18 protein-coding genes are annotated in these 26,641 nt (G+C 46.0%); 6 read left to right on the top strand and 12 right to left on the bottom strand.

Features of this window, described 5'->3' with window-relative positions:
* Positions 1–413 precede the first annotated feature (413 nt).
* Positions 414–800, top strand: a complete 387-nt coding sequence (locus A3860_RS13535; protein ID WP_081147239.1) for an HTH domain-containing protein — start codon at positions 414–416, stop codon at positions 798–800.
* Between the two features lie 50 nt (positions 801–850).
* On the opposite strand, the gene A3860_RS13530 is transcribed toward A3860_RS13535, so the two are convergent.
* Complete coding sequence (locus tag A3860_RS13530; protein WP_081147238.1) at positions 851–1,747, bottom strand: helix-turn-helix domain-containing protein; 897 nt, start codon at positions 1,745–1,747, stop codon at positions 851–853.
* Positions 1,748–1,949: 202 nt separating this feature from the next.
* On the opposite strand from A3860_RS13530, the gene A3860_RS13525 reads away from it, so the two are divergent.
* The 3 genes from A3860_RS13525 (at position 1,950) to A3860_RS13515 (ending at position 7,007) form a co-directional block, all read left to right on the top strand.
* Positions 1,950–2,933 (top strand): aldo/keto reductase, encoded by a 984-nt coding sequence (locus A3860_RS13525; RefSeq protein ID WP_081147237.1) that lies wholly within the window; start codon positions 1,950–1,952, stop codon positions 2,931–2,933.
* Between the two features lie 249 nt (positions 2,934–3,182).
* Complete coding sequence (locus A3860_RS13520) at positions 3,183–4,799, top strand: GMC family oxidoreductase (protein WP_081147236.1); 1,617 nt, start codon at positions 3,183–3,185, stop codon at positions 4,797–4,799.
* Positions 4,800–5,084: 285 nt separating this feature from the next.
* Positions 5,085–7,007: a hypothetical protein gene (locus A3860_RS13515; protein WP_143774086.1), complete on the top strand. Its 1,923-nt coding sequence runs from the start codon at positions 5,085–5,087 to the stop codon at positions 7,005–7,007.
* Positions 7,008–7,009: 2 nt separating this feature from the next.
* Here A3860_RS13515 and A3860_RS13510 read toward each other — a convergent pair whose 3' ends face one another.
* From A3860_RS13510 to A3860_RS13465, 10 genes are all read right to left on the bottom strand, one after another.
* Complete coding sequence (locus tag A3860_RS13510; RefSeq protein ID WP_081147234.1) at positions 7,010–8,167, bottom strand: glycoside hydrolase family 76 protein; 1,158 nt, start codon at positions 8,165–8,167, stop codon at positions 7,010–7,012.
* Between the two features lie 68 nt (positions 8,168–8,235).
* Complete coding sequence (locus A3860_RS13505; RefSeq protein ID WP_081147233.1) at positions 8,236–9,402, bottom strand: SusE domain-containing protein; 1,167 nt, start codon at positions 9,400–9,402, stop codon at positions 8,236–8,238.
* A gap of 141 nt (positions 9,403–9,543) precedes the next feature.
* On the bottom strand, positions 9,544–11,169 hold the full coding sequence (locus A3860_RS13500; RefSeq protein WP_081147232.1) for a RagB/SusD family nutrient uptake outer membrane protein: 1,626 nt from the start codon (positions 11,167–11,169) through the stop codon (positions 9,544–9,546).
* Positions 11,170–11,189: 20 nt separating this feature from the next.
* On the bottom strand, positions 11,190–14,672 hold the full coding sequence (locus tag A3860_RS13495; RefSeq protein WP_081147231.1) for a TonB-dependent receptor: 3,483 nt from the start codon (positions 14,670–14,672) through the stop codon (positions 11,190–11,192).
* Between the two features lie 29 nt (positions 14,673–14,701).
* Complete coding sequence (locus A3860_RS13490; protein ID WP_081147230.1) at positions 14,702–15,733, bottom strand: FecR domain-containing protein; 1,032 nt, start codon at positions 15,731–15,733, stop codon at positions 14,702–14,704.
* Between the two features lie 72 nt (positions 15,734–15,805).
* On the bottom strand, positions 15,806–16,432 hold the full coding sequence (locus A3860_RS13485; protein WP_081147229.1) for an RNA polymerase sigma-70 factor: 627 nt from the start codon (positions 16,430–16,432) through the stop codon (positions 15,806–15,808).
* A gap of 219 nt (positions 16,433–16,651) precedes the next feature.
* The gene (locus tag A3860_RS13480; protein WP_143774085.1) at positions 16,652–17,935 is read right to left on the bottom strand and encodes a hypothetical protein; all 1,284 of its coding nucleotides are present in this window, start codon (positions 17,933–17,935) and stop codon (positions 16,652–16,654) included.
* A gap of 97 nt (positions 17,936–18,032) precedes the next feature.
* The gene (locus A3860_RS13475) at positions 18,033–19,361 is read right to left on the bottom strand and encodes a T9SS type A sorting domain-containing protein (RefSeq protein ID WP_158085237.1); all 1,329 of its coding nucleotides are present in this window, start codon (positions 19,359–19,361) and stop codon (positions 18,033–18,035) included.
* A gap of 234 nt (positions 19,362–19,595) precedes the next feature.
* Positions 19,596–19,814 carry a hypothetical protein gene (locus A3860_RS13470; RefSeq protein WP_081147227.1) on the bottom strand — a complete coding sequence of 73 codons (219 nt, stop codon included), beginning with the start codon at positions 19,812–19,814 and terminating at the stop codon, positions 19,596–19,598.
* A gap of 18 nt (positions 19,815–19,832) precedes the next feature.
* Complete coding sequence (locus tag A3860_RS13465) at positions 19,833–21,128, bottom strand: spondin domain-containing protein (protein ID WP_081147226.1); 1,296 nt, start codon at positions 21,126–21,128, stop codon at positions 19,833–19,835.
* Between the two features lie 123 nt (positions 21,129–21,251).
* On the opposite strand from A3860_RS13465, the gene A3860_RS13460 reads away from it, so the two are divergent.
* Together A3860_RS13460 and A3860_RS13455 are read left to right on the top strand one after the other, a co-directional pair.
* Positions 21,252–21,962: a response regulator transcription factor gene (locus A3860_RS13460; RefSeq protein ID WP_081147368.1), complete on the top strand. Its 711-nt coding sequence runs from the start codon at positions 21,252–21,254 to the stop codon at positions 21,960–21,962.
* Position 21,963: 1 nt separating this feature from the next.
* On the top strand, positions 21,964–23,442 hold the full coding sequence (locus A3860_RS13455) for a sensor histidine kinase (RefSeq protein ID WP_081147367.1): 1,479 nt from the start codon (positions 21,964–21,966) through the stop codon (positions 23,440–23,442).
* Positions 23,443–23,617: 175 nt separating this feature from the next.
* On the opposite strand, the gene A3860_RS41865 is transcribed toward A3860_RS13455, so the two are convergent.
* Positions 23,618–26,641, bottom strand: coding sequence for a glycoside hydrolase family 88/105 protein (locus A3860_RS41865; protein WP_245843540.1), 3,024 nt, complete (start codon positions 26,639–26,641; stop codon positions 23,618–23,620).

Below are 26,641 nucleotides of genomic sequence, written 5' to 3'. Positions count from 1 at the left end.
CTCACCATCGGGGTTTTCACAGGTGCATTACTATAGATACGAATGCTAAATGAGTTTATACTATATCAAATGAAAATAAAATTCAACAATCACCTCCGTGTTACGCCATTGTATGTACCCTTTATAATATGACGAATGCCAAAAGGCTCAACACTACTCTGTTACCAATAAATTTTTAAAAAAAGTTCATTTCATTTTCGCCGGGCTGAAAACTGTTATCTTTTTTCAGCGTGCTCATTTAATAATATGTACCCAAAAGAGGTGGTTGCCCCCAAAGGCGGAAATCATTTTTTGTGAGGTTGGAATGGCCAGGCAGAAAAGAGGCGTACTATATTAAAACGAATGAAACGTGGGTTTTAACTAAAAGACGGGAAAATTTTAATGTCGGCTTACTTCCTGATCATTGCTGACCTATGATAGATCATTACCTCATTGCAGTAGTTATTTGTTGGCTGATTCTGGATCATTGTCGACCACGGATGCAGGATGCAATGAATGATGCAAAACTTCCTGCACCTGTTTTCACAATGGGAGGGTTCTTTACTGCTATGCTTTACAGGCTCGTTGATTTTAAAGAATGGATTACATCTGTAAAAGATAAGTTGAATGAGAACCAGTATTACATTTTACAACGGCTTAATAATTTTCCGGAATCTACCATTAAAACAATGGCGGAGGTTCTTAACACTACTACCAGGACAATAGAACGAAATATTACTGTTTTGAAAAAGCTGGGATTACTGGAGCGTATTGGTTCAGATAAAGAAGGCTATTACCGTATAAACAAAATTTCTCAGTAGCGTCGGAGTAGATGTCGAAGTAAGTCACCGACGTACATGACACCTCCCACTCAATTCATCGCCCTGTACTCATTCGGCGTTTGCCCTACCCGTTGTTTGAACAGGCGCGTAAAATGCTGCGGATATTTAAATCCCAGCTCATAGGCAATTTCACTGACCGATTTACCCGGCTGAAATATTTTCTCCTTGGCTATATTGATCAACTTTGTTTGAATATATTCCTGTGCCGATCTTCCGGTTTCTTTTTTAATAAGATCGCCAAAATAGTTGGCACTTAAATGCAATTCCCCCGCACAATACCCAACCGATGGCAGGCCTACTGTTTGTGGTTTATCGGATCCAAAATAATCGCTCAGCAAATTTTCAAACCGTTCCAGGATGCCCTTGTTTGCCGTATCGCGGGTTATGAACTGGCGATCGTAAAACCGTACACAATAATTAAGGAACAGCTCAATGTTCGAAACGATGAGCCGTTTACTGTGTTTATCTACCGCATGTTCGAGTTCGAATTTAATCTTCGAAAAACAATCCATTACAACGTCCCGCTCGCGTTCCGACAAATGCAACGCCTCATGTACATCATAGGAGAAAAATGTATACTCGCTCATCTGACGGCTGAGTGATGTACCATGGATAAGGTCGGCATGAAACGCCAATGCATACCCTTTCGGTTGATAAAATGTTTCGTGACTCTCTACACTAACTACCTGCCCCGGCGCAAAGAAAACCAGCGTACCTTCTTCGTAATCATAATAATTACAACCGTACCGCAGATCACCGCATTTTATATCCTTCAGGATCACGTTATAAAACCCATAGCTTTGCCGGGTATAGGACCTCGGGTTTGCCTTCGACATATCAATAACACTTACCAGCGGATGCAGGGTCTCATTATTATTAAATGCATTGTACTGACTGATGGTATCAAACCGCAACAAATTATCCATATACCTTCTTTTTTTGACCTACCAAAGTTACTGTTTCGCCGGGTGTAAACAGCGGGCGCTTCCCTAAATCAGTGATTTTGGTAGGTAATCCAGTAATGCGTATAACTGCCAACCCAAAAATGAGGCCGACATTTGCATTGTCCTTCGGCGCCACTCAGGACGCTCAGGACGATAACAGTTCAACAATAATAAAAAACTCAATATGAAAAAAAGAAAACTTGGAAACAGCGGTCTCGAAGTTTCCGCCATTGGATTGGGATGTATGGGCTTAAGTTTTGCTTATGGTACCGAAACCAACAAAGCCGATGCCATTCAATTACTGCGGAAAGCAGTTGAAATGGGCGTTACCTTCTTCGATACAGCTGAAGCGTACGGTCCGTTCACTAATGAAGAATTACTTGGCGAAGCCCTGGCGCCGTTCCGCGACGAAGTAGTGATTGCCACCAAATTTGGTTTTGCCGCGGGTGAAGCCCATAAAGGTTTGGACAGCCGGCCAGAAAACATCCGGGCAGTTACAGAAGCTGCTTTAAAAAGATTACAGACCGATCGCATCGATCTGTTATACCAACACCGGGTTGATCCTAATGTACCTATTGAAGAAGTGGCCGGCACCGTAAAAGACCTGATCAAAGAAGGCAAGGTAAAATATTTTGGCATGTCGGAAGCCGGGGCTCAAACCATTCGCAAGGCGCATGCCATACAACCGGTAGCAGCCTTACAAAGCGAGTATTCATTATGGTGGCGGGAACCGGAGCTGGAAATATTTCCCGTGCTGGAAGAACTGGGTATCGGTTTTGTTCCATTCAGTCCGTTAGGTAGAGGTTTTTTAACCGGTGCTATCAATGCAAACACCCAGTTCGACAAAAACGACTTTCGCAATACGTTACCCCGTTTTGCAGAGGAGAACAGAAAAGCGAACCAGGTACTGGTTGATACAATCGCCGCATTTGCTACGTCAAAAAATGTAACACCCGCGCAAATTGCGCTTGCCTGGGTGCTGGCGCAAAAACCCTGGATCGTTCCAATTCCCGGCACAACGAAGATCCATCGCCTCGAAGAAAATCTGAAGGCTGCCAGCATAACACTTACCCCCAATGAGCTCAACGAGATCGACAGTACGTTTGCAGCCATACAAATACAGGGCGCAAGGTATCCGCAACGGTTGCAGCAACAGGTTAGTAAGTAATGCAATCATGGGCGTTGATGCTACATAATGGCCAGTCTTTATAAAACAAGGCTGGCCATTATGTATTATCTACAAATTATTTCTGCCAATTAAGTAGAACAAATAAGCAACGGGAAAGAATATCCTACATGTTTTCACCTACAAAAACTGTGTCACATATACGCTGTTAACGATCTGATAATATCCTTTTAATATTGCCTTAACTCTATTACAGGCGTGGCCTTGTAGCTTGCGAAAAATATTTAATCCATGCTGCGAAAACCACACCTGCCAGCAAAAACAACACGGCGTACATTTCTGAAATCTTCAGCAGCGATCGGTATTGGATTAGCCATTTCTCCCAATACAATTTTTAAGAACCGATCAGATAAACAGTTTGATTTTATTATCATTGGCGCCGGTTCAAGCGGTTGCGTAATTGCCAACCGGCTTACAGAAGACCCCGCAGTAAATGTATTGTTGCTGGAAGCGGGTGGGCCAGATACAAAACGCGAGATACATGATGCCAGCAGGTTTCCTTCACTTTTGGGATCTGAGGTAGATTGGAAATATATAACAGAAGAAGAACCCTTCCTGAACAGCCGTAGGATCAACTGGCCAAGAGGTAAAGTATTAGGGGGAAGCAGTTCTATCAATTCCATGATCTATGTTCGCGGTAATTATCTGAATTATGATCAATGGGCAAATGCTGGAAATTTTGCCTGGAGCTATAAAAATGTTTTGCCCTATTTCATCAAACTGGAAAGCATTTCAAATGGAGATACTGCTTTCCATGGTACAACTGGGCCATTGAGTATTACAGGAAAAAAATGTTCGGAAGGAAGTTGCACGCCTTTTATCGAAGCTGCCATGGAGCTGGGTTACAAAGGTCCTGATTGGGATTTTAATGGCGCGCAACAGGAAAATGGGGCAGGCCTGTATCAGTTAAATATGAAAAATGGCAAACGTCAAAGTGCGGCCACCGCTTTTCTTTCCCCTGCATTATCCAGACCCAATCTTACTATACAAACTTTCGCCCAGGTTTCGCGGTTGTTGTTTACAGGTACGAGCGCAAGCGGAGTTGAATACCTGAAAGATGGAAAGCTTCAGCAAGCCTATAACAGAAGTGAAATAATACTTTGTGCAGGTGCTGTAGAGTCACCAAAGATACTGATGCTTTCAGGCATTGGCGCAGCAGAACAATTACAGGCATTCAACATAAAAGTAATTGCCGACCTGCCTGGTGTTGGCCAAAACCTGCAGGATCATGTTACGGTTGGTCTTGATTATAAGTCCACATTATCACATGCCAATTTACCGCTGCCAGCATGTGCCGGATTATTTACCCGAACAAAATATGCAGGCGCTAACGAAGCTCCCGATCTACAATATTTGTTTTATCATGAGTCTGTTGATAACAGTACTTTTTACAGGTTTCTCCCGGTAGTTGCCACACCTAAAAGCACGGGCAATATAGCACTCCGGTCCAATGATCCCCTCCAGGCGCCTTTGATCAAAGCAAATTATCTGCAAAAGGAAATTGATCTAAAAGTATTGATTGAAGGGTACAGGTTAACCCGGGAACTGGCTTTTACGAAGGCATTTTCCAGGCTTCGCAACGATGAAGGACAAAAGCTCTCTTCTGACAAACAAATAGAAGAACATATCCGGGAAAACGCTTCTACCCTGTCTCATCCGGTAGGCACCTGTAAAATGGGCGTTGATAAAATGGCGGTTGTAAAACCGGACTTAAAAGTTCACGGTATAAAAGGGTTGCGCGTGGCAGATGCCTCCATAATGCCAACCCTGATCAATGCGAATACCAATGCCACCTGTATGATGATTGGTGAATACGCTGTTGATATGATTAAAAGTGATTTTTATTAGACATTTTTCTTATTTTATATAACGCCGGCCAACTTCCAAAGAAAAAGGACCGCATTACGCGATCCTTTTTCTTTTTTAGTAACCTGTACACATAAGCATTTCACCTTAACCAACCCTAAATTTTACAGTCATTACCGCAGTTTACAGCGTTGTAATGTTGCACGCGCCGGTCATTACTATATATTTTTACTGTGTTACCCCAAACCTCCTTCCTGCAATCAATACCCTGCGAAAGACTAATTCGTATCCGTGATGAAACCGTGGATTATTATATTATTCCTTTTTATGCTGCACCTAAGCAGCTTCTGCCAGTTAAACACCGGCGGTTTTCATGCGGGCTTTGGCGTGGATGCAGATACGAGAGCAGGCTATCTTAAGTATGGCCCCACCACAGGCACCATCAGCAGCGACGACTGGTTTTCTTCCCCCACCGCTTCAGGCACTAATGTGATCGACACTTCAAATGCTTCTACCTATAGAACCCGGCTACAGGCAGGCAATAATATTTCGTTTGTAAAACGGATGTCCGTTCCTTTATATACCAATGTAAGCGGAAGGATCTGGCTCGATGCGATCTATACCCGTGATTATATTACCGGCAATACCGACTCCACTACTTTTACCGGCGGCGGTAAGAACGGCGATGACCCGGCCAACTGGCATGGCATTGCCTCTTCCATTCCCGACAAAACCGACCTGATCGATGTATTCGGACATATGCGCCGTAACGGTATCAACGTACACGACTCCCTGTGGTTCTTTACCGGTGTTTCCACTGTAGGCACTTCAGGTTCCCGGTACTTTGATATAGAATTGTATAAAAACCATATCACCTATAATTCAACGACCGGCAATTTCACTACGGGCGGCCCCAACGCCGGTCATACGGCCTGGCTGTTCGATGCGGCAGGTAATATTACCCAAACCGGCGACATGATCGTTGCTGTTAGTTATTCATCGGGCGCACCAACAGTTGAAGTGCGCATCTGGACCAGCAAAACCACCTATAACACTATAACCCCCAGTTTATTTAATTTCGGAAGCAGCTTCGATGGTTCTACTACTTCATATGGTTATGCCTCCATTGTATCAAAAAGCGGCACTACGGCTTTTGGATCAGGTATTGCCAATTTATCAGCCACGCCTGCTGCCGACACCACGTATGCAACGCCCTGGGGTTCCAACAATACTTCGGGCTGGTCGGCACAATACAATTCATTACAATTTATTGAAGTGGGGTTGAACCTTACCCGTATTGGCATTGACCCGGCCTTGTACTCCTCTGTATTGAGCTCAGGCGCCTGCGGCTCTTCCTTTGCTTCCATCTTTTTTAAATCGCGTTCATCGGCCTCTTTCACGTCGAACCTGCAGGACTTTGCAGGGCCTTTTGATTTTTTGCAAACACCGGTGCTGGATTATTCATTGACCGGTCCATCGCTTTCATGCGCCACCACAACGGGAACCATCAATGTAACTAATAATACTACCGCCGGCTATTATACTTTTTCAACTACCAACGGTACCATCACCGGCACCAGCAGCAACAGCGCGCAGTTGAGTAAAGCCGGCACCTATTTTGTGCAGGCTGCTGTGGCGCAGGGTTGCCCCGTAACCAGAACAGATACGGTAACGGTTGCCACTGACACCTTTCCGCCCGTGGCTTCCTTTTATGCATCTGTTACAGCCGATCTGGCGCATTTTGTTTTGCATGGTGGCAATGCCAGCGCCAGCAATTACGCCACACCTTTTGGCGGCTCGCAGGGATTGTTATGGAACTGGAGCGGACCAAAAGGTTTTACTTCCTCCACACAAACTCCTACCACTGATACATCCAGCGGTCTGTATCAGTTGACAGTAACCGAAATAAGGAATGGCTGTACGGCTACTGCCAGTAACTATATTAGCCTCGCTGTATTGGTTAAAGGTAACCCCGTATTGAGCGATCCGCGCAATACAACAACTCTTTCCTGCCGTTTAACAAATAATGGCCTGCCAGGCAATACACATTTAGTTGTAAATACGCCCACTACCAATAATGCCACGCTGGTCATACACGATGCAACAGGCGCTGTTGTATATAACAGGAACCTGATCTTACAAAAAGGCCGGAATGATATTGCATTATCATCCCGGCTCAGGAACCAACTGCATGTGGTTACGCTTTATATCAATAACCAGTTAACCTTTATCAAAAAAGCGATACTCTAAGCTCATTTTACCAAATTCAATTTTTTCAGTTCGGCCATTGCTTCAAATAACATGATACCGCTTAACTGTATGGTACAATCGGTTGTATTGTCCGGTGCTTTGTCCCAGGCGCCGCCAAACAATACCAGGTTCTTATTGGTGCCTTTGCTCCAAAGCGTAGCCGCATTGCTGGTAATAAAACTCAGGTAGCCTGTTTTTTTCGTTGCATCTATGTTTCCATCAACGATCAAACGGGTGAAATAACGAATGAAGATCCCTTTGAACAAACCGCCATCGCCCCCACCCTCATCCTTGAGCACGCCATTGTTGGTGAGGAAACCGCTGTTGAGGGTATAGTCGGTTACCTTATAAGCGTCGTTCAGGTAGGCGGTGTTATTAGTGATCAGATACAACTCCAATGCGGCGCCTAAGAATGTACCCTGGTTATAGGTAAATTTCCAGGAAGTATTCTTTGTACCGGCCTTGTCGAGATTATCATACACCCAGCCGCTGTTTGCATCATACAACACTTGTTTTTGCCAATCGTAGATCTTTTGCGCCCATTGCAGGTCATCGGCGCGGTTGAATTTTTTATACAAACGGGCAGCCAGTATTGCTGCGGGCATATTGGAAGGTGTGTTTTTCGACGGATTGTCTTTGCGCCACCAGATACCGCCCCCCAGGTCACTGCTCCAGCCGTTCTTAATATCATTCCATAACAGATCGGTCACATCTTTGAATTGTGAATCGCCTGTTGCATTGTATGCACGTAAACAAGCCAGGGCCATCCACTCCATATCATCGTAATAATAATTGATCATGGTGTTGCTGTTCTTTGCCTTTACCCCACCAATGAGATCGAGCATTTGCGATTTCAGGGAGGCGGCCGGGTTGCGCAGGTAAGCATCTACCAGCACATCCAACGCATGGGCATTGGGCCAGTATTGCGCCCAATCGGAGCTGGCGTTGCTGGCAAAATAATATTTACCCGATGCCGACCAGAAATAATTGAGTGAGCGTTCGGCCGAATCGGCAATAGCCGGCCAGTTATAAGTTGGCTTGGCACTGCCTTCATCGGGCGGCGGCGGATCATCGGGTTTCTGCTTTAAACAGCAGGATAAAACGCATATCAACAATGCTGTAGGAATGTACCAGAAAATAGAAAATTGTCTTTTATGCATAATGCTTTTTTGATTGATCTTGTAGTATTGAGACTGAGGGCCCCTCCGGAGGAGGGGGAGACGGATTTCTAATGTTTTTGATAGTTCACAGTATAGGCAGCATCGGTGGCGCGCATGGAAACCCAGAAATCGGCTACGCTGCCCTGTGTTAAATAAGTACGGTCAAATTTCCAGCTCCAGTCCCACTGGCTGTCATCATTGCGGTCCATATTGATGGTTTTGTAAGTCAGCGTAGAAGGATATTGACCATCCTGGTCGGGGCTATCGGTTGCCGCATAGTTCAGCCAAAGATTTTTATCCCCGCTTCCATCGTTCAGCACCATTTTGTATTTATGCCGTTGCTCAATACCCCAGGGCATTACCGTATAATTTACCGTATAGCTATTGTATCGCCACACCCCATTGCCTGCATAAGGAAGCGTCATCCAGAAGGTATTGCCTGCACAATACCATAACTGTACCGATTTCACTTCGGTAAGCGAAGCAGCGATGTTGTTGAAATCAATTGTTATGCGCATTATTTTATCGGCGCCTGTAACCGTGGTTTGATTGTTCATACCAATGGTATTACTGCCATTGTCATTATAGATATAATATTGTTTCGGCGTGCCGCTGTTACCATCGACTAATTTATACGTGCCGGCTTTCAGTTTTGTGAAGATCTCAAATACGCCGTCTTTCAGTTTTTTCATTGGCAATGCATTCGCCAGTACATCGCCGTTCTCGGTGGCAGTACCTGAAATGTACAGGCTGGCAGGTAATACGTCAAAACCGCCCGGCCGTTCCAGATCGATGATCCTTGCACTGGCAGCCTGTTTTACATTGGTGCCCTTGGTCGCCAGCACCGTCCATTTGTATTTCTTTCTTACGTAAAAATCGGAACCGCCCAACGTTGCGATCCGGTTGAGGTCGGCGTGGGTAAGCGTGAGTTTATTCAGCACGCCTTTGTTATCAGATACCACTGTATAAAAGGGATGCGAAAAATCGCCGTTCTCCTGGTCGAACGCTACTTCATATAATACCAGGGAACCATCTTCGGCCTTAGCCTGGCCCCATTCAAAACTTTCTGTGGCGCCCGATTTGGGATCGAGCTTGATGTATTTTGCATCGGCAGGAGTAAACAGATCGTTTACGCCCGACAAATTCAGATTAATGTCGCGTTCGTCTTTTTTACATTGTATGTTGAGCAAACTGATGCAGGTCAGGAAGAAGAACAGAATGATATTTTTTGGCATAGCAATTTTTTTTAGCAATTTGTTATTGGTCAATGGTCAATCGTCAATGGTCAATAGTACCCGAATATTTAGGCTTCGAAACTAATAGCAAAGCGCAAAAATTGAGCGGCGCATTCACCATTGACCATTCACCATTCACGATTAATAGCCATCGTTCTGGCTAAGGTTAGTATTCAGGGCTCTTTCAGAAGGCGGCACAGGCCACAGGTAATGGCGGCTCTTATCAAATACGCGTTGCTGTACCTGTATATAACCGTTATCAGTGGCAGGGTCGCCGTATTTAGCACCGTGCACCCAGCCGTTCATTACGGTTTCGGCAATTTTCCAACGGCGGATGTCATCTACCCGTATGCCTTCCATCGCAAACTCGATCCTTCTTTCATTTCTGATAATATCTGTCATGTTACTTACGCTGCCGGGGAAATTGAGCGCGCCTGCATCGGTAAAGCCGGCCCGTGCGCGAATAGGCTTAATAGTTTTATCCCATACATCGGCCGTCATTTGCCCCAGGGAGTTTTTTGCTTCTGCATACATCAATAACACTTCGGCATAACGGATCAGGTGCAGGTTCAACCCACTGCTGAAACCCGGCGCGGCATAATTGGGGTCCCAGTATTTTCGCCAGTAATACCCGGTGGCAGTACCCTGCCCTGCCCGGCTGTATTCATTGGCCGCCTGGCCTGCAGGCGCAGAACCCGGTTTTATATAAATGGTCTGGCTGGAACCGTCGGGGTTCGTCCATTTGTATTGATCGAAAACAATGGTGGCCGCCAACCTGGGATCGCGGTTATTGTAGGGATTGCTTTCATCGTAGCCTGAACCGGCATCGGTGATGGCCTTACCATTGGTCATGATATAGGCATTTATCAGCTCCTGCGTGGGCGATAGATTATTGGTACGGGCGCCGGCCGAAATGGGCGCGAAGTCGAGATAATCGCCCCACACCTTTAACTGCGGAACATATTGTAACGACAGCATCGGTTCGGCGCCTTCCTTGTTCGCCACTTTATCGCTGAACACATTGGTATAATTATTAGCCAGCGCATAGGTACCATTATGCGCCTGGTCGTTTATCAATTGCTCGCAAACAGCCACCACATCGCTCATGCGGTTCCCTTCGTATAACAATACGCGTGCTTTCAAAGCTAATGCGGCGCCCTTTGTAATGCGGCCCAGATCAGCCTTTGCATATTGCGTATTGGTGGGCAGCACTGCGGCCACGGCATCGAGCTCGCTCAAAATAAATTGTAATACTTCGGCCCGGGGTGTGCGTGCTACTGTTTTTGCTTCATCGGGTGTAATGTCTTTTTGCAACAGCGGCACATCGCCCCACCATTTCATGAGGTTAAAATGATGCCAGGCCCGTATAAAACGGGTTTCGGCTTTCATGCGGTCTTTAACGGTTGCGGCCAGCGTGCTGTTCTTATCAACATTCTCCAAAAAAATGTTGCACGATTTAATGCCGCTGTAATAATATGTCCAGTCGTTCAGAAAACGCGGCAGCGAAATGGTAAAGTTGCCGCTCGAAAGGGCATCTACGCCCGACGATACGCCCAGTTTGGTAAATGCATTGTCTGAAAGGGCGTCATTGTAAAAGATGCGGTCGCTGGTGTACAGTCCGTGGTAAATATTGTTCAGGGCGCCGTTGACGTTATCGGCGCTTTGCCAGAATGTCAATTCTGTATACCGGTCGCTGGGCGCCAGGTCGAGTTTTTTGCAGGCAGTAACCAGGAATAACAGGGCTACAAATATTTTTTTATTACACATATGGTCGTGCATTTTCGTTGTTAAAAGGTCACATCCAATCCGAATCCATAAAATATGGGCATAAAATAGGCCCGGGCGCTGTTGGCGCCTGCGCCCAGGTTGGTGTTATTATCAAACTCGGTGATCTCGGGATCGAGGAAACTTAATTTGGTCAACGTAACCAGGTTTTGACCGGTAAGGTATACCCGCACTTTCTGAATATTCGCCCTGGAAGTGATAGCGGCCGGTATGGTATAACCTATCTGTACATTCTTTAACCGGGCATACGCTGCATTGAAGAGGTACAGGTCGGAACCAACGCGGTAGTTGTTCTTGTTGGCAGCGGAACCATTTTCGGCCAGCCGCGGATATTTTGCATTGGGGTTGGAAGGCGTCCAGTAATCGGTTTGATGCGTATACATGGTACCGCCATAGCCTACGTGAAAAGGTTCAACCTGTTCGCCCCTGATCATGGCATCTCTTTTTCCAACACCCTGGATGAAGAGCTGTACATCAAACCCTTTTGCACTTGCTGTGTACGTGAACCCGAACGTGTAACGCGGGAATGGATTTCCCAGGATGAATTTATCTTTATCATCTATGATATTATCACCGTTGCGGTCAACATATTTGATATCGCCCGGTCCTACCACTGAATTCTCAAACTTCGGCGCTTTATTGATATCATCGAGCGTTTGAAAATAACCATTGCGTTTATAGCCACGATAAACGGTGATGGGTTGCCCTACCTTTCTTACGATCTCAAATTCTTCCTTGGGTTCTTTTTGTTCCGTAGCGCCGGAAGTGAGGGCCATCAGTTCGTTCAGGTTATCGGCCAGGTTAACGGAGAAGGTCTGGTTAACAATTTTACCGGGCCAGTTGTACGAAGCGCGGATCTCCCAGCCGCGGTTCTTTACTTTGGCTACATTATAATCGGGAAAGCCGGCGCCAAACAATTGGGGCACATCTTTGCGGGTGTATAAGATATCACTGGTTGTTTTATTGAACCAGTCGTACGAAAACTCTAACCGTTTGTTCAACAAACTAACATCAAACCCAATGTTGAATGTGGCTGCTTTTTCCCAGGTAAGTTCGGGGTTACCGAGGTTAAAGCCGGCGCCGCTTACCACCGAGTTATTAAACCCGTAGGCGTTGGGATAGCTGCTAAAAGTGGTTTGGTACTGATAAGCGTTTACATTCTGATTACCCAATATGCCATAGGAACCGCGCACTTTCAGGTTGTTGATCGTAGCGCGCAAATCATCCATGAACGCTTCTTCGCTTATGCGCCAGCCTGCTGAAACCGAAGGAAAGAAACCCCAGCGATTGCCTTTTGCAAATTTGGAAGAACCATCGTACCTGAAATCGACTTCCGCAAAATAGCGGTCGTTCCAGGAATAAGCGCCGCGGCCAAAAATAGAGTTGATGCTTGTTTCAATAGTGGCCGGTTGCCCGTTCGACAGATCGGTACCATTGGAGTTGAAGCTGCGGCCGGCATCTATTTTAGTGCCGGTAACCGGGATGCCCAATGCCGGATCGGTCAATGTTTGGTATAGCTCATTTTTCTCAGACCTGAACGATTCATTGGCTGCACCCACCAATACCTGGATATAATGTTTTTGAATGGTCTTCGTGTATTCTGTGATCAACTGCAGGTTGGTAAATAAAGATTTGTAGTTTTTATCAGAGACCTCCCGATCGTCGCCATATACGCCGCCCGGAATAAAATTCAATTGCATGCGACGGCCAAATGTATGGTTCGAGCGAAGGTCGCCGCCAAATACGCCTCTTATTTTCAGGTCTTTTAATATTGGGTATTCTGCGCTGAAGTTCCCGAACACTTCATCGTCGTTGTTTTTGCGGTAACCGCCTTTTTCGAGAATGGCCTTGGGATTGAACTGGGCCGAAACCGGATTGGTGAGATAATTGCCGGCGCTGTCCTGGAAAGAATAATACAAAGGCACGCGGCTTGCATCTACGATGAGTGTACTGGCATAATACGAGTGGTCTTTCCCCTGCACTTTCACATAACTGAGAATGGTATTCAGTTTCAGCTTGCCTATTTCATTGGTTTGGTTCAGCCGCACATTGTACCGCTTGTAGCCGTAATTAGGGCCAATGAAATTATTCTGCTGATCGAGATAGCCGAGCGATAACAGATAGGTATTACTGGCGCCGCCACCGCTTACGGTAACGTTGTGGGTTTGCTGGGCCGCATCGTGGAAAATATTATCAACGCGCCAGTCGCCATCGCCCTTTTGTTTAAACACCTGAATTTGTTCGGGCGTAAAAGCGGGCGCCAGGCCTGAATTTACCAGCGATTCATTTTTGTAATACGCATTTTCCCAGGCATGCACCGGTTTATAAGTGATGCGCGGTGTTTGCGTACCATAGATGCCGGTATAGGCAACAGTGGGTCTTGACCCCTTTTTCCCCTTTTTGGTAGTGATCAATATAACGCCATTGGCCGACCGCGAGCCATAAATGGCGGCTGTACCGGCATCTTTCAGGATTGAGATGTTATCAATATCATTGGGATTGATGAGGTTGAGATCTCCGCCCGGAATACCATCGATAACCACCAGCGGCGTATTATCGCCCAGCGTGCCGAGGCCACGGATGTTGATGTTCACGCCCTGCCCCGGTTCAAAATTATTTTGCTGAATGATGAGGTTGGGCGATACGCCCTGCAAAGCAGTGCTTAGGTTGGTGACCGGCCGGCCCTCGATCGCTTTTTTGCCGATATTATCAACCGAACCTGTAACTGATACCTTGCGCTGGGTGCCGTACCCCACTACCACCACTTCGCCCAGGTCTTTACTTTCTGCTATCAGTTGTACCAGCAATGGGCGGCCATCGAGCCGCACTTCTTTTGATACATAGCCAATAGAAGAGAATACCAGCACCCCGTTCTTTTGCTCATCAGGGAGGTGTAATGAGAATTGTCCCCGGGGATTGGTAATGGTACCCAATGAAGTGCCTTTTAGTTGCACATTGATATTGGGCAATGCATTCTTATTTTCATCAACCACCCTTCCTTCGATCGACGTATCTCTTTTCACCGGGGCAGTAACAGCCTCAAAGGATAGGTTATTACTTAAACCACTACTGCCTGCGGCTAAAGGGATGGATGCTTTTTCGGCTTTTAAAATGATCTTGTTCTTAATGATCTCGTACCCGATGTGAAGTGGCGTCAATAATTCGCTTAGTACATCAGACAACTCCTTTTCCTTTACCTGCAACGAGCTCTTTTGCTCCCCATCTATTTCATCATTTGAGTAAACAAATGAATAGCCCGACCGCTTTTCGATCTTCGCCAGTATTACCTGTAATTTTTCATTTTTAATTTGCAGGGTGATCCGGTTGTCTTTTGCCTGGTAGAAGTTCGTGGGTTTGAACGGGCCCGCTTTGGCTACCTGGGCCGGCAACGACAAAACAGTTAACAAAAGGAACGAAGCCACGTAGATACCCGAGAGCGCATAGAAGCGCAGGCGCAATGGAATGGCATACATTGCATTGTTCATATAGCAATTGTTTTAGAATAGCCGTTTGGCTATTGTGGTAGTTTAGTTCTATTGGTTGCTATCAGCAACTCACTGTTGGTGATCGTGTAATTAAAGTTTTTTGTTTTTGACAGGTAAAACAAAATATCTTCCAGGCTGTTGTTCTCAAATGTGCCGGTAAGCCGGTATTGTTTTGGTTCCTCATCCACAAAAACCACTTTCTTACCAAAATTCCTTTCCAGCTCAATGGCAATTTCTTCGAGCGTAAGCGCTTTGAAGATCAGTTTACCTTCCGTCCAGGCTTTGTCTTCCGCCGCTGCAGTCGGCTCAACCTTCACCTGGTCGTCGTTCAGGGAGTAACGAACTTTATTGTTTGGGGTTATAAAAATTGTATCGGGTTGTTGAACAGCTTTGGTACGCGCAGGAATAAATGCCACGCGGCCGGTACTCACAGAAGTTTCGATCAGCTTTTCGTTTTCATAGGCACGGATGTTGAATGAAGTGCCTACCACTTTAACCGTACCCTTGCTCAGGTGGATGATAAAGGGTTTTGTTGCATCTTTGGCCACGTCGAAAAATGCTTCACCGCTTAAGTATACTTCGCGCAGGCGGCCGGCAAAAGCGGGCGGATATTTTATTTTGCTATCGGCATTCAGCCAAATTTTGCTGCCATCGGGCAATACAATGGTGCTCTTGGTACCTCTGGCATTATGCTTCTCAAGCAATGCAACGGCGGCGTTATGGGCGTTTTGCCTGCTAACATACCAATAGGCAATGCTGCCGAGGACCATTATAATTACAGCCGCGGCGATGCCTCGTTTCCATATGGGATCTTTTTTTGAAAGTGTGGCAACCGGTGTAGCCGGTACTAATTGTAACTGGTCTAATACCTTGTTCAACCCCTCTTCTATTGCTGCCGGTGACACTGTTTCGTGCTCGTTCCAGAACTGTTGCATCAATTTGTAGCGTTCCAACAAATTGCTGTCTTCCCCAAGCGCTTTTTCCAACGCCGCATGTTCTTCGGGAGCCGCTTCGCCCGACAATACCCTTGACATCAGTTCCAGTATGCTATCGTTCGTCATGAAATTGTTGTTGTGAAATGCTTAGTATAAGACCCGAAAATGAAAGCGATTACGTACAGCGGATAAAAATATTTATTCGAATAACCAGGTGAAGAAAAGCAGCCAGCCGATCAGGAAAAAATAATTCCGTTTTTTACGGGGCGCATTCAGGTACGCCCCTACTACTTTATCGAGCTTTTTAATGGCGCGGAATAATTGGGTTTCAACGGTGCGGGAAGAAATGTTCAGAATTTCCGCCACCTGTTTATAGCGGAATCCCTCTTCTTTTATCAGTTTAAACACTGTTTTGCATTGTTCGGGCAACTGGTCAATGGCCTGGTTGAGATGGAAACTGATCTCTTTCCATTCCAGTTGTTTTTCGGGATCGTTGAGGTTGATGATGGCGCCCTGCTCAAAAGTAGAATCGGGCAATACATGCCAGGAAGAATTTTTCGACATGTAATTGAGCGAGCGGTTCCGCACGGCGGTAAAAATATAGGTTTCTAGATTTTGCACCTGGTGCAGGTCCTGCTGTTTGTTCCAGATATTGATCATTACATCATTCACCACTTCTTCGGCAATCTCTCTTTTATGCACATATAGCAGTGCGAAGTTCAACAAACGGGCATAGAACAACCGGTAGAGGTCTTCAAAAGACCGCTGGTTTCCCCTGGCAATCTGTTGTTGCAGTTGTTGTAAATAAACGGAGTCAATTTTCATTAGCAAAGCATTCAGTCGTTACCTGATACATAAAGACCGGATAATTGTCCCGATTACTTACAACAGTACAAAATATTTATAGAAAACATAGTGGCACAAGCTGCTAATAAAGTTTAGCGGAAGATCATTGTGGACAAAAAAATCCCCCCGGCAAAGCCGGAGGGAGGGCTCTCTGATGACACAAAAAAAATAATTTACTGCATAAGCTTGTATTGATTATTACTGCGCCAGCTTTACCTTAAACCGTCCCATTAAGGAGGTCTTCGAGGTTAGCATGGGGCCATAGCCGGCGTCAGTGGCATTAAAAGTTCCTTCAGCCCAGCCATCACTCACTTTCGTTACATTTACCGATCCGCCACTGGGCGTAAGCTCAGCATCTGCCCGTGTCCTGTACATGCTGGTATAGCTGTTTTGCGGCGTAATGAAATGCATATAGGTGCCGGTAGTCGACAGGCCGAAAGGATGAATACCGATCCCATCTATCCATGTCAGCAGAAAATAACCACCGCCTTCATCCTGCGGATTCGCCAGCATGTACTGGTTGCCGTTTTTCACTACCGGAGTGGCCGGAAAAGTAACCGGCGTAGCACCGCCAATACTCAACTCAACAAAGCTGCCGCCAATGATATTGATATTAGACACCAACAGATATTGTCCTGGATATTCATCAGGAGCCTTAAGCTCCAGCGATACCGCCGCGGTGGCGTAATTATTGGCTGAACCCGGCGCCGTATATTCCACCACGGTAGGTCTGATGGTGGCGAGCGAACCAGGACCGTTCAGGTGCCATTGTTTAACATATTCATTTGGCAAAGGCACAGGATTACCTACCGGGTAACCAGGTTCATCATACATTCCGGTCGTACTCTTTAAGGGAATAAACAAATCATCATCTTCGTCTACTGATGAAAACAGCAATGCAGCAATGGTTTGTTTTTCACCGGGATTCAGATCTGCATGATAAGGAGCAAGCGATACCTCGTTCATCAACGACCAGTCACTGAAATGTGTGGTGTTAAATGTGACGGTTTGATTTCCTTTGTCAAAGCTGTTGCTCCCTACAAATTTCCAGATGCCGTTATCCATTTGGTAAGCCAGCCCCAGGGTTTGCAGCAGGCCAATGGTATCGGCATGCGCTGCCCACGAAAAAGTGATCGATACCGGTTTATCAAAATGCTGACCATGTGGCGTTAACCGGTATGCAGTACCAATGCCGGCAATATTGGTATTGGTAATGGGTTCAATACCAATAGTAGTATTGCCGCTTACTGCCCCCGCCGGAACGGAAATGGTAATTTTCTGATCGGCTGATGTAATGCTGCCGCCTGCAGCTCCTATTTGTTTTGTCACTCCCTGACCTTTAGATGTGCCTACCGGTGTTGCCAGCCCCTGAACTATGGGTGCTTTTTCATCATCTCCTTTTTCTTTTTTGCATCCGGTGCCCATTGTTAATATGGATACACTTAATACCAGACTTATCAATAACGGGTGTCCTGATCTCATACGTTTAAATTTTACGCAAGATGTATAAACCAGAACAGTACCTGAGATAAAAAGGAATAAACTGTCGTATTTTAGGAATGAACAGCCCAAACAGGTATTATTGCACCATCAACCTGTACGTCGACTTCACGCCATTACTGGTTGTTATCACCACATTATAGATGCCCGGTCTGTTCCCTTTCACATTGTACGGAATGCTTTGCGTGCCGGCTGTGGTGGCCGTAACGGTTTGCAGCACATTTACCAGGCGCCCCTGTGTATCGTATATTTTGATCTCCGCCTGTTCATTCTTTTTCAATGCAACGGCTATCATTGCTTTGTCTTTGGCCGGGTTGGGATAAATAACAGTGCTTTGTATTTCTTCACTCGTTGTGAGTTTGTTCTTCGTTGGCAGATCGAGTACGATCATACAATCTGACGACAGCGTAGCGCCGGCGCTTGCCATCACGGTGCTTTTAACATTGGCAACCGGTGTTATGGTCAATGTATAAGGTGGCGTAAATGCCGTGCCGCTTCCGGTGGTATTGCCGGTTGTATTAGTAAAAATGTTATTCTGTTCAGTAATGGCCGTAAAGTCATTATTCATTTTGTCGATGGGCTTCGTGACATTTTCAAACACGTTGCTTTCGATCAGCAAATCGGCTTCAAAACCTGCCTGCACACATTGTTTGGCCACCGTACTGTTAAACAGGTTGTTCACGACGTGTACCTGACCGAACCGCACGCGGGGCATACGGGCCACACAACCCTGTGCCCACCAGTTGTTTTGCATCGTAATGCGCAAATGTCCTCTGTCGGCAGTAGCCCCATCACTTGAGCCAAAGAGATCACTGAAGCGGTGATCATCGGCGCCACCGGGTCCACCGGGAATGGGCGCTTTGTTATAGATGAATTTGCACCAGGTTACGGTGATGTAATCACTCATATTTTTAATATCGAAATTACCGTCGAGGCCATCCTGAAATTCACAATGGTCAACCCATACGTTGCTGCAATTGTCGAGGGTGATGTTATCCCAGCCATCGGTATCATACGCACCGGGGCCTTCAAAGGTGAGGTTCCTTAAAATTATATTGGTGCATCTTTTCACGTAGATGATGCCGGAATTATCTTTTGTAAGATCGGTTGATACGAGTTTGGAACCGGGCAGGCCGAAAATGGTTTTGCCGCTTTGGTCCTGGAAACTGATACGGCCACCCGAAGGAATGGTGATGGCGCCTGAAACGACTATATTTTTTACGGAAGTTGTTGTAATAGCTGTTTTAAGTTCTGCGTAGGTGGTCACTGTTGTGGCAGTGGCTGTACCGCCACCGGTTACCCCACCGTTTTGACTGGCCCAGCCAGTAACGGTACATTGACTTTTTGCATACAGGCCGGAAAGGCATAAGGCTACCCCTAGTACCAGGGGTACGATGTGTTTTCTCATGGGAGCGTTTAATTTGTTCGCATATACATCAAGTCTGATACCAGACTTTAATTAGTGCAAAACTTAATTAGCATTTTTTATGCAAACGTTCCCGAGATAGTGCAAGGTTGTTAATGGGGCGATATGTTGAACATAAGGCCAGTTGCTCAAACGCTAATGCGCAATTGTAATTAAGAAACAGCCGCCTCCCTGTTTTGCGAACAAAGGAGGCGGCCATTTTCTCAATACTCAAAACTATTTTTTACAGGCGCTCGTACACACATGCCCTTTTTCTCCGTGGGCATACACATGTTTACCGCTATCATGACATGCCTGGGTACATGCATGATCTTTGAGCTTCACTTTCTCTGTTTTGTTTTCTTTCTTAACCTGCTTTTTGTTCTGCGCCTGGCTAGCCAGAGAAAGGTTTACCAGGATTAGGCTTGCAACGAGCATTTTGCTGATCAATTCCATGTTTCTTTGTTTATGTTATTATTGAATACTTACTTTAATGATGTTGTTGATGGCAGGTAACGTAGTAAATGCATTAGGATTAGGTACCATTTGTATTGGCGTTGATTCGTTCAACGGCGTGCCTGCCAGGTTAAACTGGGTAATACCGGCGCCGGGGAATTGATTTACAGCTGTACCATCATCATACAGCCCTACAGAGGAGGATACGTCTCCTTTTTGAGTGGCATCCAGATCATTTCCTGAAGTGGCAAAGAACCAATCGTTCGAAAATCCATACATCGTAGCAATAGCAATTCTATCACCTTTCATTACCGATAACATTTGCGAAACCATCCCGCCTGCAGCACCGTCAACTCGTGGAAGTAGTACAGTGCTTTTACCTTCCTTAAGAACATACACTGCTTTAACCCCCGGCTTTGCTTTTAAAGCGGCTGCCAGCATATCGGCATTTCCTTTTTGTGCCAGGTCTTTCAATCCTTCGCCGCGATCATTTTCACCGGCTTTAAAGAAAGGGTTTTCATGACCGTTATATACAACAACCAACACCGGCGACAGTGGGGTAAATATCCCTGTCTTTCCCGTTAAATAAGTGCTCAGCACCGAGTTATCGCCCATTTCTGCTATATTGGTGAGGCCGTTTGCACTCAATTTACCAACTGAATATACAGGCTCCGGCAATAACAGGTTACCACCGGCCATATACGAGATGGCCCATACGCCCGGACTGAATGGGGTTTGATTGGCTGTACCACCTGAGATATTAGTAATAGTAATGGTGAAGGTAGAATTGCCGTTATAAGCGAGCGATGCCTGCATCAATTTTGAAGCGGCCAGGTAAGTATTACCATAATCATCCATCCCATTTACTTCTTTGATATTCTTAGGTGTGGCTTCGGCTGTTCCCGGGTGAACTACTGCAGATCCCGGGACCTGGTTCACGCGGGTGCCATTATCCCACAATTTTATCTGGGCCGATACATCACCGGTTATGGGCGAACCGTCATCATTGTATAATTTGATGCCCGGGTTTTCCGGTGCAAAAAACAGGTCATTGCTCCAGCCATACATAGTGGCAAAGGTCAATCGTTGATTTTTGGCTGCGGAAAAACTAAATGAAACCGACTGACCCGGGAAGATAACGGGCGGGGTGCCGCTCCCTTTGAAAGTGCCCGATTCAACCAGTGGTTTGCTATCGAGGACATTTTCAATGGTAATAGTCTCTGAATGAGTGGGATTATCATTATCTTTCTTACAGGAGGCCATAAACAGCACAGAAGCTATTAACACACAGGTTTTTAGTGAATTGTATTTCATTTGTGGTGTATTTTAATAACACAAAGCAAATAAAACAGTATCGCAGGGGTGTTGCAGAATTATAACAAAAGTATCACAGCGCGTAACACACCGTTTTATTTAGCAACTTTGCCATATACCATTATGGATAATAAATCAGTATTGATCATCGAGGATGATCCCAACATTGTGGAACTGCTTAAAATTCACCTGCATGACCTGGGTTGCAAGGTATCGGCTGAAAGTGACGGGCTAAAGGGATTATCGGCTGCTAAAGAGGGTCGTTTTCATTTGATCATATTAGACATCACTTTACCCGGCCTGAACGGCCTGGAAGTATGCAGGAAACTAAGACAAACAGACCGGCAAACCCCGATCATTATGCTTACGGCCAGGAGTGAAGAGATCGATAAAGTAATGGGGCTCGAGATCGGCGCCGATGATTATCTTACCAAGCCTTTCAGCATCAGGGAATTCATTGCCCGCGTAAAGGTTGTCTTCCGCAGAACTGAAGATCTGTCGCAGGAATCAGCACATGTGCCGGCAGCTGCTGCCATAAATTGTGGCGGGCTCGAAATAGACCTTGACAAGCGTAAAGTAACGCTTAACAACAATCGAATCGACCTTTCGCCAAAAGAATTTGACCTCATCACACTGCTGGCATCCAATGCAGGTAAAAGCTACAGCCGAAAACAATTGCTGAACCTGGTATGGGGATACGATTTTGAAGGCTATGAACATACAGTGAACAGCCACATTAACCGGTTACGGGCAAAAATTGAAGAAGATATCTCCAATCCGCGATTTATTTTAACTACCTGGGGTGTAGGCTACAGGTTTAATGAAGAATTATAACATGCCGGCAAGAACAATAAAAGGAAATCGTCTTTTCTGGAAGATCACCGCCGTATTTACGGGGCTTTTGATCGTATTGGGAATCGTATTTGTGATCATCGCTTCAAAATACTCACGATCTTATTTCACCGCAGCCCACCAGGAGTTGTATGGCGATGTAGCCAACCACCTGGCCACTTTTACGCAGCCCTTTAAGAATGGCCAACCCGATACCACGGTAACACACGATATCATCCACTCAACTATGGTAGCCAATCCCAGCGTGGAAGTGTATTTACTGGATACTGCCGGTAACATTAAAGATTATGTAGTACCCGATAAAACGGTGCAGATGCACCAGATAAATATTGCAAAAGTAAAGCAGTGGCTGTCGGCAGCTAACATGCAACGGCCAATGGGCGATAACCCCAAGCAGCCGGGCGAACCCAGCATTTTTTCTGCTGCGCCGGTCTATGAAAAAGGACGGCTAGTGGGATATGTATATGCCGTTCTGGCCAGTGAGCGGCAAAAGGCCATTCTGCAATCCTTAGACAACAACTTATATTTTCGCCTTGCCGGCTTTATATTTTTTGCTGCCCTTGCAGTGGCTTTTATCGTAGGCATTGTTACTTTTTATTTAATAACAGACAGTATACGCCGTATTGCTGGCGTGGTGAGCCGGTTTAAAGAAGGAGATTACACCGCCCGCATCGAGGGTTATGCCAAGGGTAACCTGGGTATGCTTGCATCCACCTTTAATGAAATGGCAGTTGTGATCGTTGACAATATTGACAAAATATCGGCGACCGACAAGTTCCGGCAGGAGCTAATTGCCAATATCTCACACGATCTCCGAACTCCGTTATCCATTATGCAGGGGTATGTAGAAACGCTGATGATGAAAAAAGACCAGCTTTCAGCCACTGACAGCCAAAAGTACCTGGCAATAGTATACGACAGCAACCGCAAGTTATCGGTACTGGTAGAACAATTATTCCAGTTTGCCAAACTGGAGGCCAACCTGGTAACGCCGCAAAAGGAATCCTTTATGATCTCTGAGCTGGCATCAGATATTATGATGGCCTACCAGTTGAAAGCAGACAATAAGGGAATCCGGCTGAACTTAGAAGCACCGGATAACTTACCACTTGTATTTGCAGATATTTCACTCACAGAACGGGTGCTTCAAAATTTGCTGGATAACGCTTTTAAATTTACGCCCGCGGGCGGAAGCATTACTATTATTTTATCGGAAACGAATGCCGGGGTGAAAGTGGCCGTAACAGATACCGGAATTGGTATTTCTCCCGAGGACCTCACGCATATTTTTGAACGTTACAAGCAGATACATCCCCGGGCTGCCGAATCGAAAGGCATGGGAATTGGGCTGGCCATCGTAAAGAAAATATTAGAGCTTCACCAGGCGCCTATAGCCGTATTCAGCGAACCTGGTAAAGGCACTACATTTAAATTTGAGCTGCAGGTTGTTCGTTCAGTATAATAATGTAGCTCATTATAATTTACCTGCGAAATTCATCCGTATTATTAAAATATTCTGATTCAATTCCTGTATTCGCTTCTGATCAATTTTTCTTCCGAAAGCGAAACAAGCAGGACTTTATTTATTTCATAATCAAAAAAGCCATATTTCCTGACCTGTAAGTACAAACCAACCATCATTTTGATAAAAATGCAGCGGCACACCACAATACCGGAGCCTGGCCATGCATATCGCCTGTTATACGTTTACGTTCCAGATAATACTGGCGGCTATTTTCTTTGTTTGTGCCTTCGCAGATCTCGCGCACATCGCCATCGGAATTAATATAGGTTACCAATGCCTGCCAGGCTTTTAATGCAGCCGTCGTATATTGTTCTTTATTCAACCAACCTTTCTTTACACCGGTGATCATAGCATAGGTAAACATTCCTGTACAGGAGGTTTCAGGCCATGCCCTGCTATCATCGATCAATTGGCGCCACATACCATTCGCCAATTGAAAATTGAGCAATGAGTTCATCATGGTTTTATAACCTTTTAAAATGGCAGGCCGGTACACGCTGTTGGAAGGCAGGGAAAGCAGTAGCTCTGTCATACCTGCGGCCATCCAGCCATTGCCACGTCCCCAATAGAAAGGAACATCAGGCGCGTGATAAAATAATCCATTGGGTTGTTGCAGGCGCTTCAGGTATTCGATCATTTCCCTTGCCGCCCGGTTAATATAACCAGTATCGCCGGTTATGCGATAAGCCCCGGATTGAATGAGGTTGATCATAAACATATCGTCGATCCAGAAACGGGTTTGCCATGAAAAGCCACGTTGCTGCAGTTCGATATATTCCGGCTTTGCGTTTACAGGAAGCTTCCATTGCCCGTCGGCAAAACGTTTGCCCATGTTGAACAGGGCGGTATCTTTTTTTATTCTGAAGAGTTCAAAGGGAATGGCGCCAAAAACAGTATGATCAACATGGTCGGCTGCAGGCACCAAGTTTTTCTTTTCATTCAGCAATGGCAGAAAGCGTTGGTACAGGCGTTCCTGCAGGTCGCGGTCGTTGGTAGCTTCAGCAAACTTCAGCGCGCCGTACCAGGCACATACTTCTGAATAGGTAATGGAGGATGGCGGCGTATTGAAACCAAAGTTGGTATAAGGTGCATTAACAAAGCGGTTGGCTACCAGCCTGCCCACTTCGCGGTACGTTGTGGCAGCTGGCTGATTAATACCGGCAGTCAATGCGCTTTTCGGCTTTTCGAATTCAAGCACCTCCTGTTTACCCTTCCTGTCAATAGCAATTGAACCGTTATCGAAACCCGCATGTGAGAATTGATTTTCATACCTGGGAAAACGCCTTAGCTCAAGTTCCCTGCCATTGACTGTAAACGCATCTTCCCAGCCAAAAGTCACCTGCCCTTGTGTGGGCGACTGATACACTACTTTCAGCCCTTCGCATTTTACCGGTGCACTGGAAATGGCATTGACAAATGCTTCGAAATTTTTCCATTGCGATGCACTGCCCATTTCGCAGATCCAACTGTTGTCGCCGGATGCTGCCCTCAATTCATCAGTAGCGCCTTCATTCTCTGTCTCCCATTTCAGGGGCTGTTTTGAATATAACGCAATGTACCCATCTCCTTTCTTACCCAACACCCAGCCGTTCTTTTGCAGCACCGTGTCAAATGCACGCGTGGGAAAATAGGCGTGTGAATATGGAAGGTTAGTTTTATCCGGAATCCGGTAAATACATATCAACACGTTTTTTGTTTGCGCCGACCTGGGTAAAATGGCATTCCCTGCCCATTTGTTAGGGGTAACCCCCAGTTCATCAGAAGCTGGATGATTGGTGAATACCACCGCATCAACGCCCAGGGTTGCCTGCCAGATATGTTGCTGATAGCCCGGGCTGCCTTTGCGATAATCCTGTACGCTGCTCAGCATATACCCGGGTGTTCGCAGGGTGATCATGTTGGCTTCAGACAACGCAAAACGATCGAGGTAAGGATTTACAATTTTACCGAACTGCGCCACCTGTGCCTGGTATTTTTGTTTATAGTCGTCGTAATTTCTGTAAGGCCAGGTGTTGTAACGATTGGAAATAGTTTGTGACATATCGATCACATCGGGATGAATAAATTCCTGCATCCCCCAGAACAAATTGGTGGTCAACTCATCCTTCACGTTAAGCCCATACTTCGCCGCATCGGCCACTTCAATACTCTGTCGTTGCCGGCTTAGTATGGTTTCCTGATAATCAGTCGCAATATCTTCAATCACTTTGGGACAGTGATAGGAACCGGTTGCCAGTGCTACAGCTCCCATTGACCTGGGTGAATGAAATACGCCCACTCCAAACATCAGTTTCATTATCGAAGCTGTTGATTCCTGCCAGGCGCCGGTGATCATGTGCGCATACGTACGGCCATGAGTAGCGCCAAAAACGCCATGAAAATTGTTCAGCGCCAGATCGTACAGCAGGCCATTGAGCAATTGTACGGCGGCTTCACGTACTGCGGCCGGCTCAGCAAAATCGTGAAGGTTGGCCAGTGTCATCATCTCCACATCGTAATATGCATTCGAGAGCCATTCACTGAAGCCAAAACGCATGCGGTAAACCAGCCAGTGATCGAGAAGACCAATTGCATGTGCGTAATGTTCCTTACCGCTTTTACCGTCAGCGAATGTGCTGCCGCCTAACAGTTGTGCAGCCAGCAGTTCATTCGTATGATAAAGTCCCTGATGATTTTCAGTATGATAGCAGCGGTATTGAATATCCTTCCTGGGGTCATCCCACCAATACTTGAAATCGAGCAGGCATTTTTCAAGGTTGGCGACCAACTGTGCAGACAACCGTTTCTTTTTCTTATTAAGATACAGCAAGCGCAGAATGCCGCCGATCGTAAAGTCGCAACAATCTTTCCCGGTGTATACGAAAGCAATGCCTTCCCGGATAAGCGCTTCATCAACCGGCTGATCTAACTGAAATCTGGCTAACTGGCTAAATATGCCATCACGTCCGCCTTCGGTGCCGCGTGCTGCACAAAAAGAAAGGTATGCGCTTCGCCTGTTTTCAAAACCTTCCTGTGGTTGCAGCCAATAGCTATCGCCACCAGCCACGGGGTTGGGCAATACAGCATCCGGCATGTGTTGCGCCCTGGCGCAGAGGCACAACACACACAAGGAAAATATTTTTACTAATGTCTTCAT

Origin of the sequence: Niastella vici (genome assembly GCF_002077945.1) — a bacterium.
Taxonomy (GTDB): Bacteria; Bacteroidota; Bacteroidia; order Chitinophagales; family Chitinophagaceae; genus Niastella; species Niastella vici.
The sequence above is the reverse complement of the archived record's forward strand: the minus strand, read 5'-3'. Positions and strand labels throughout refer to the sequence as shown.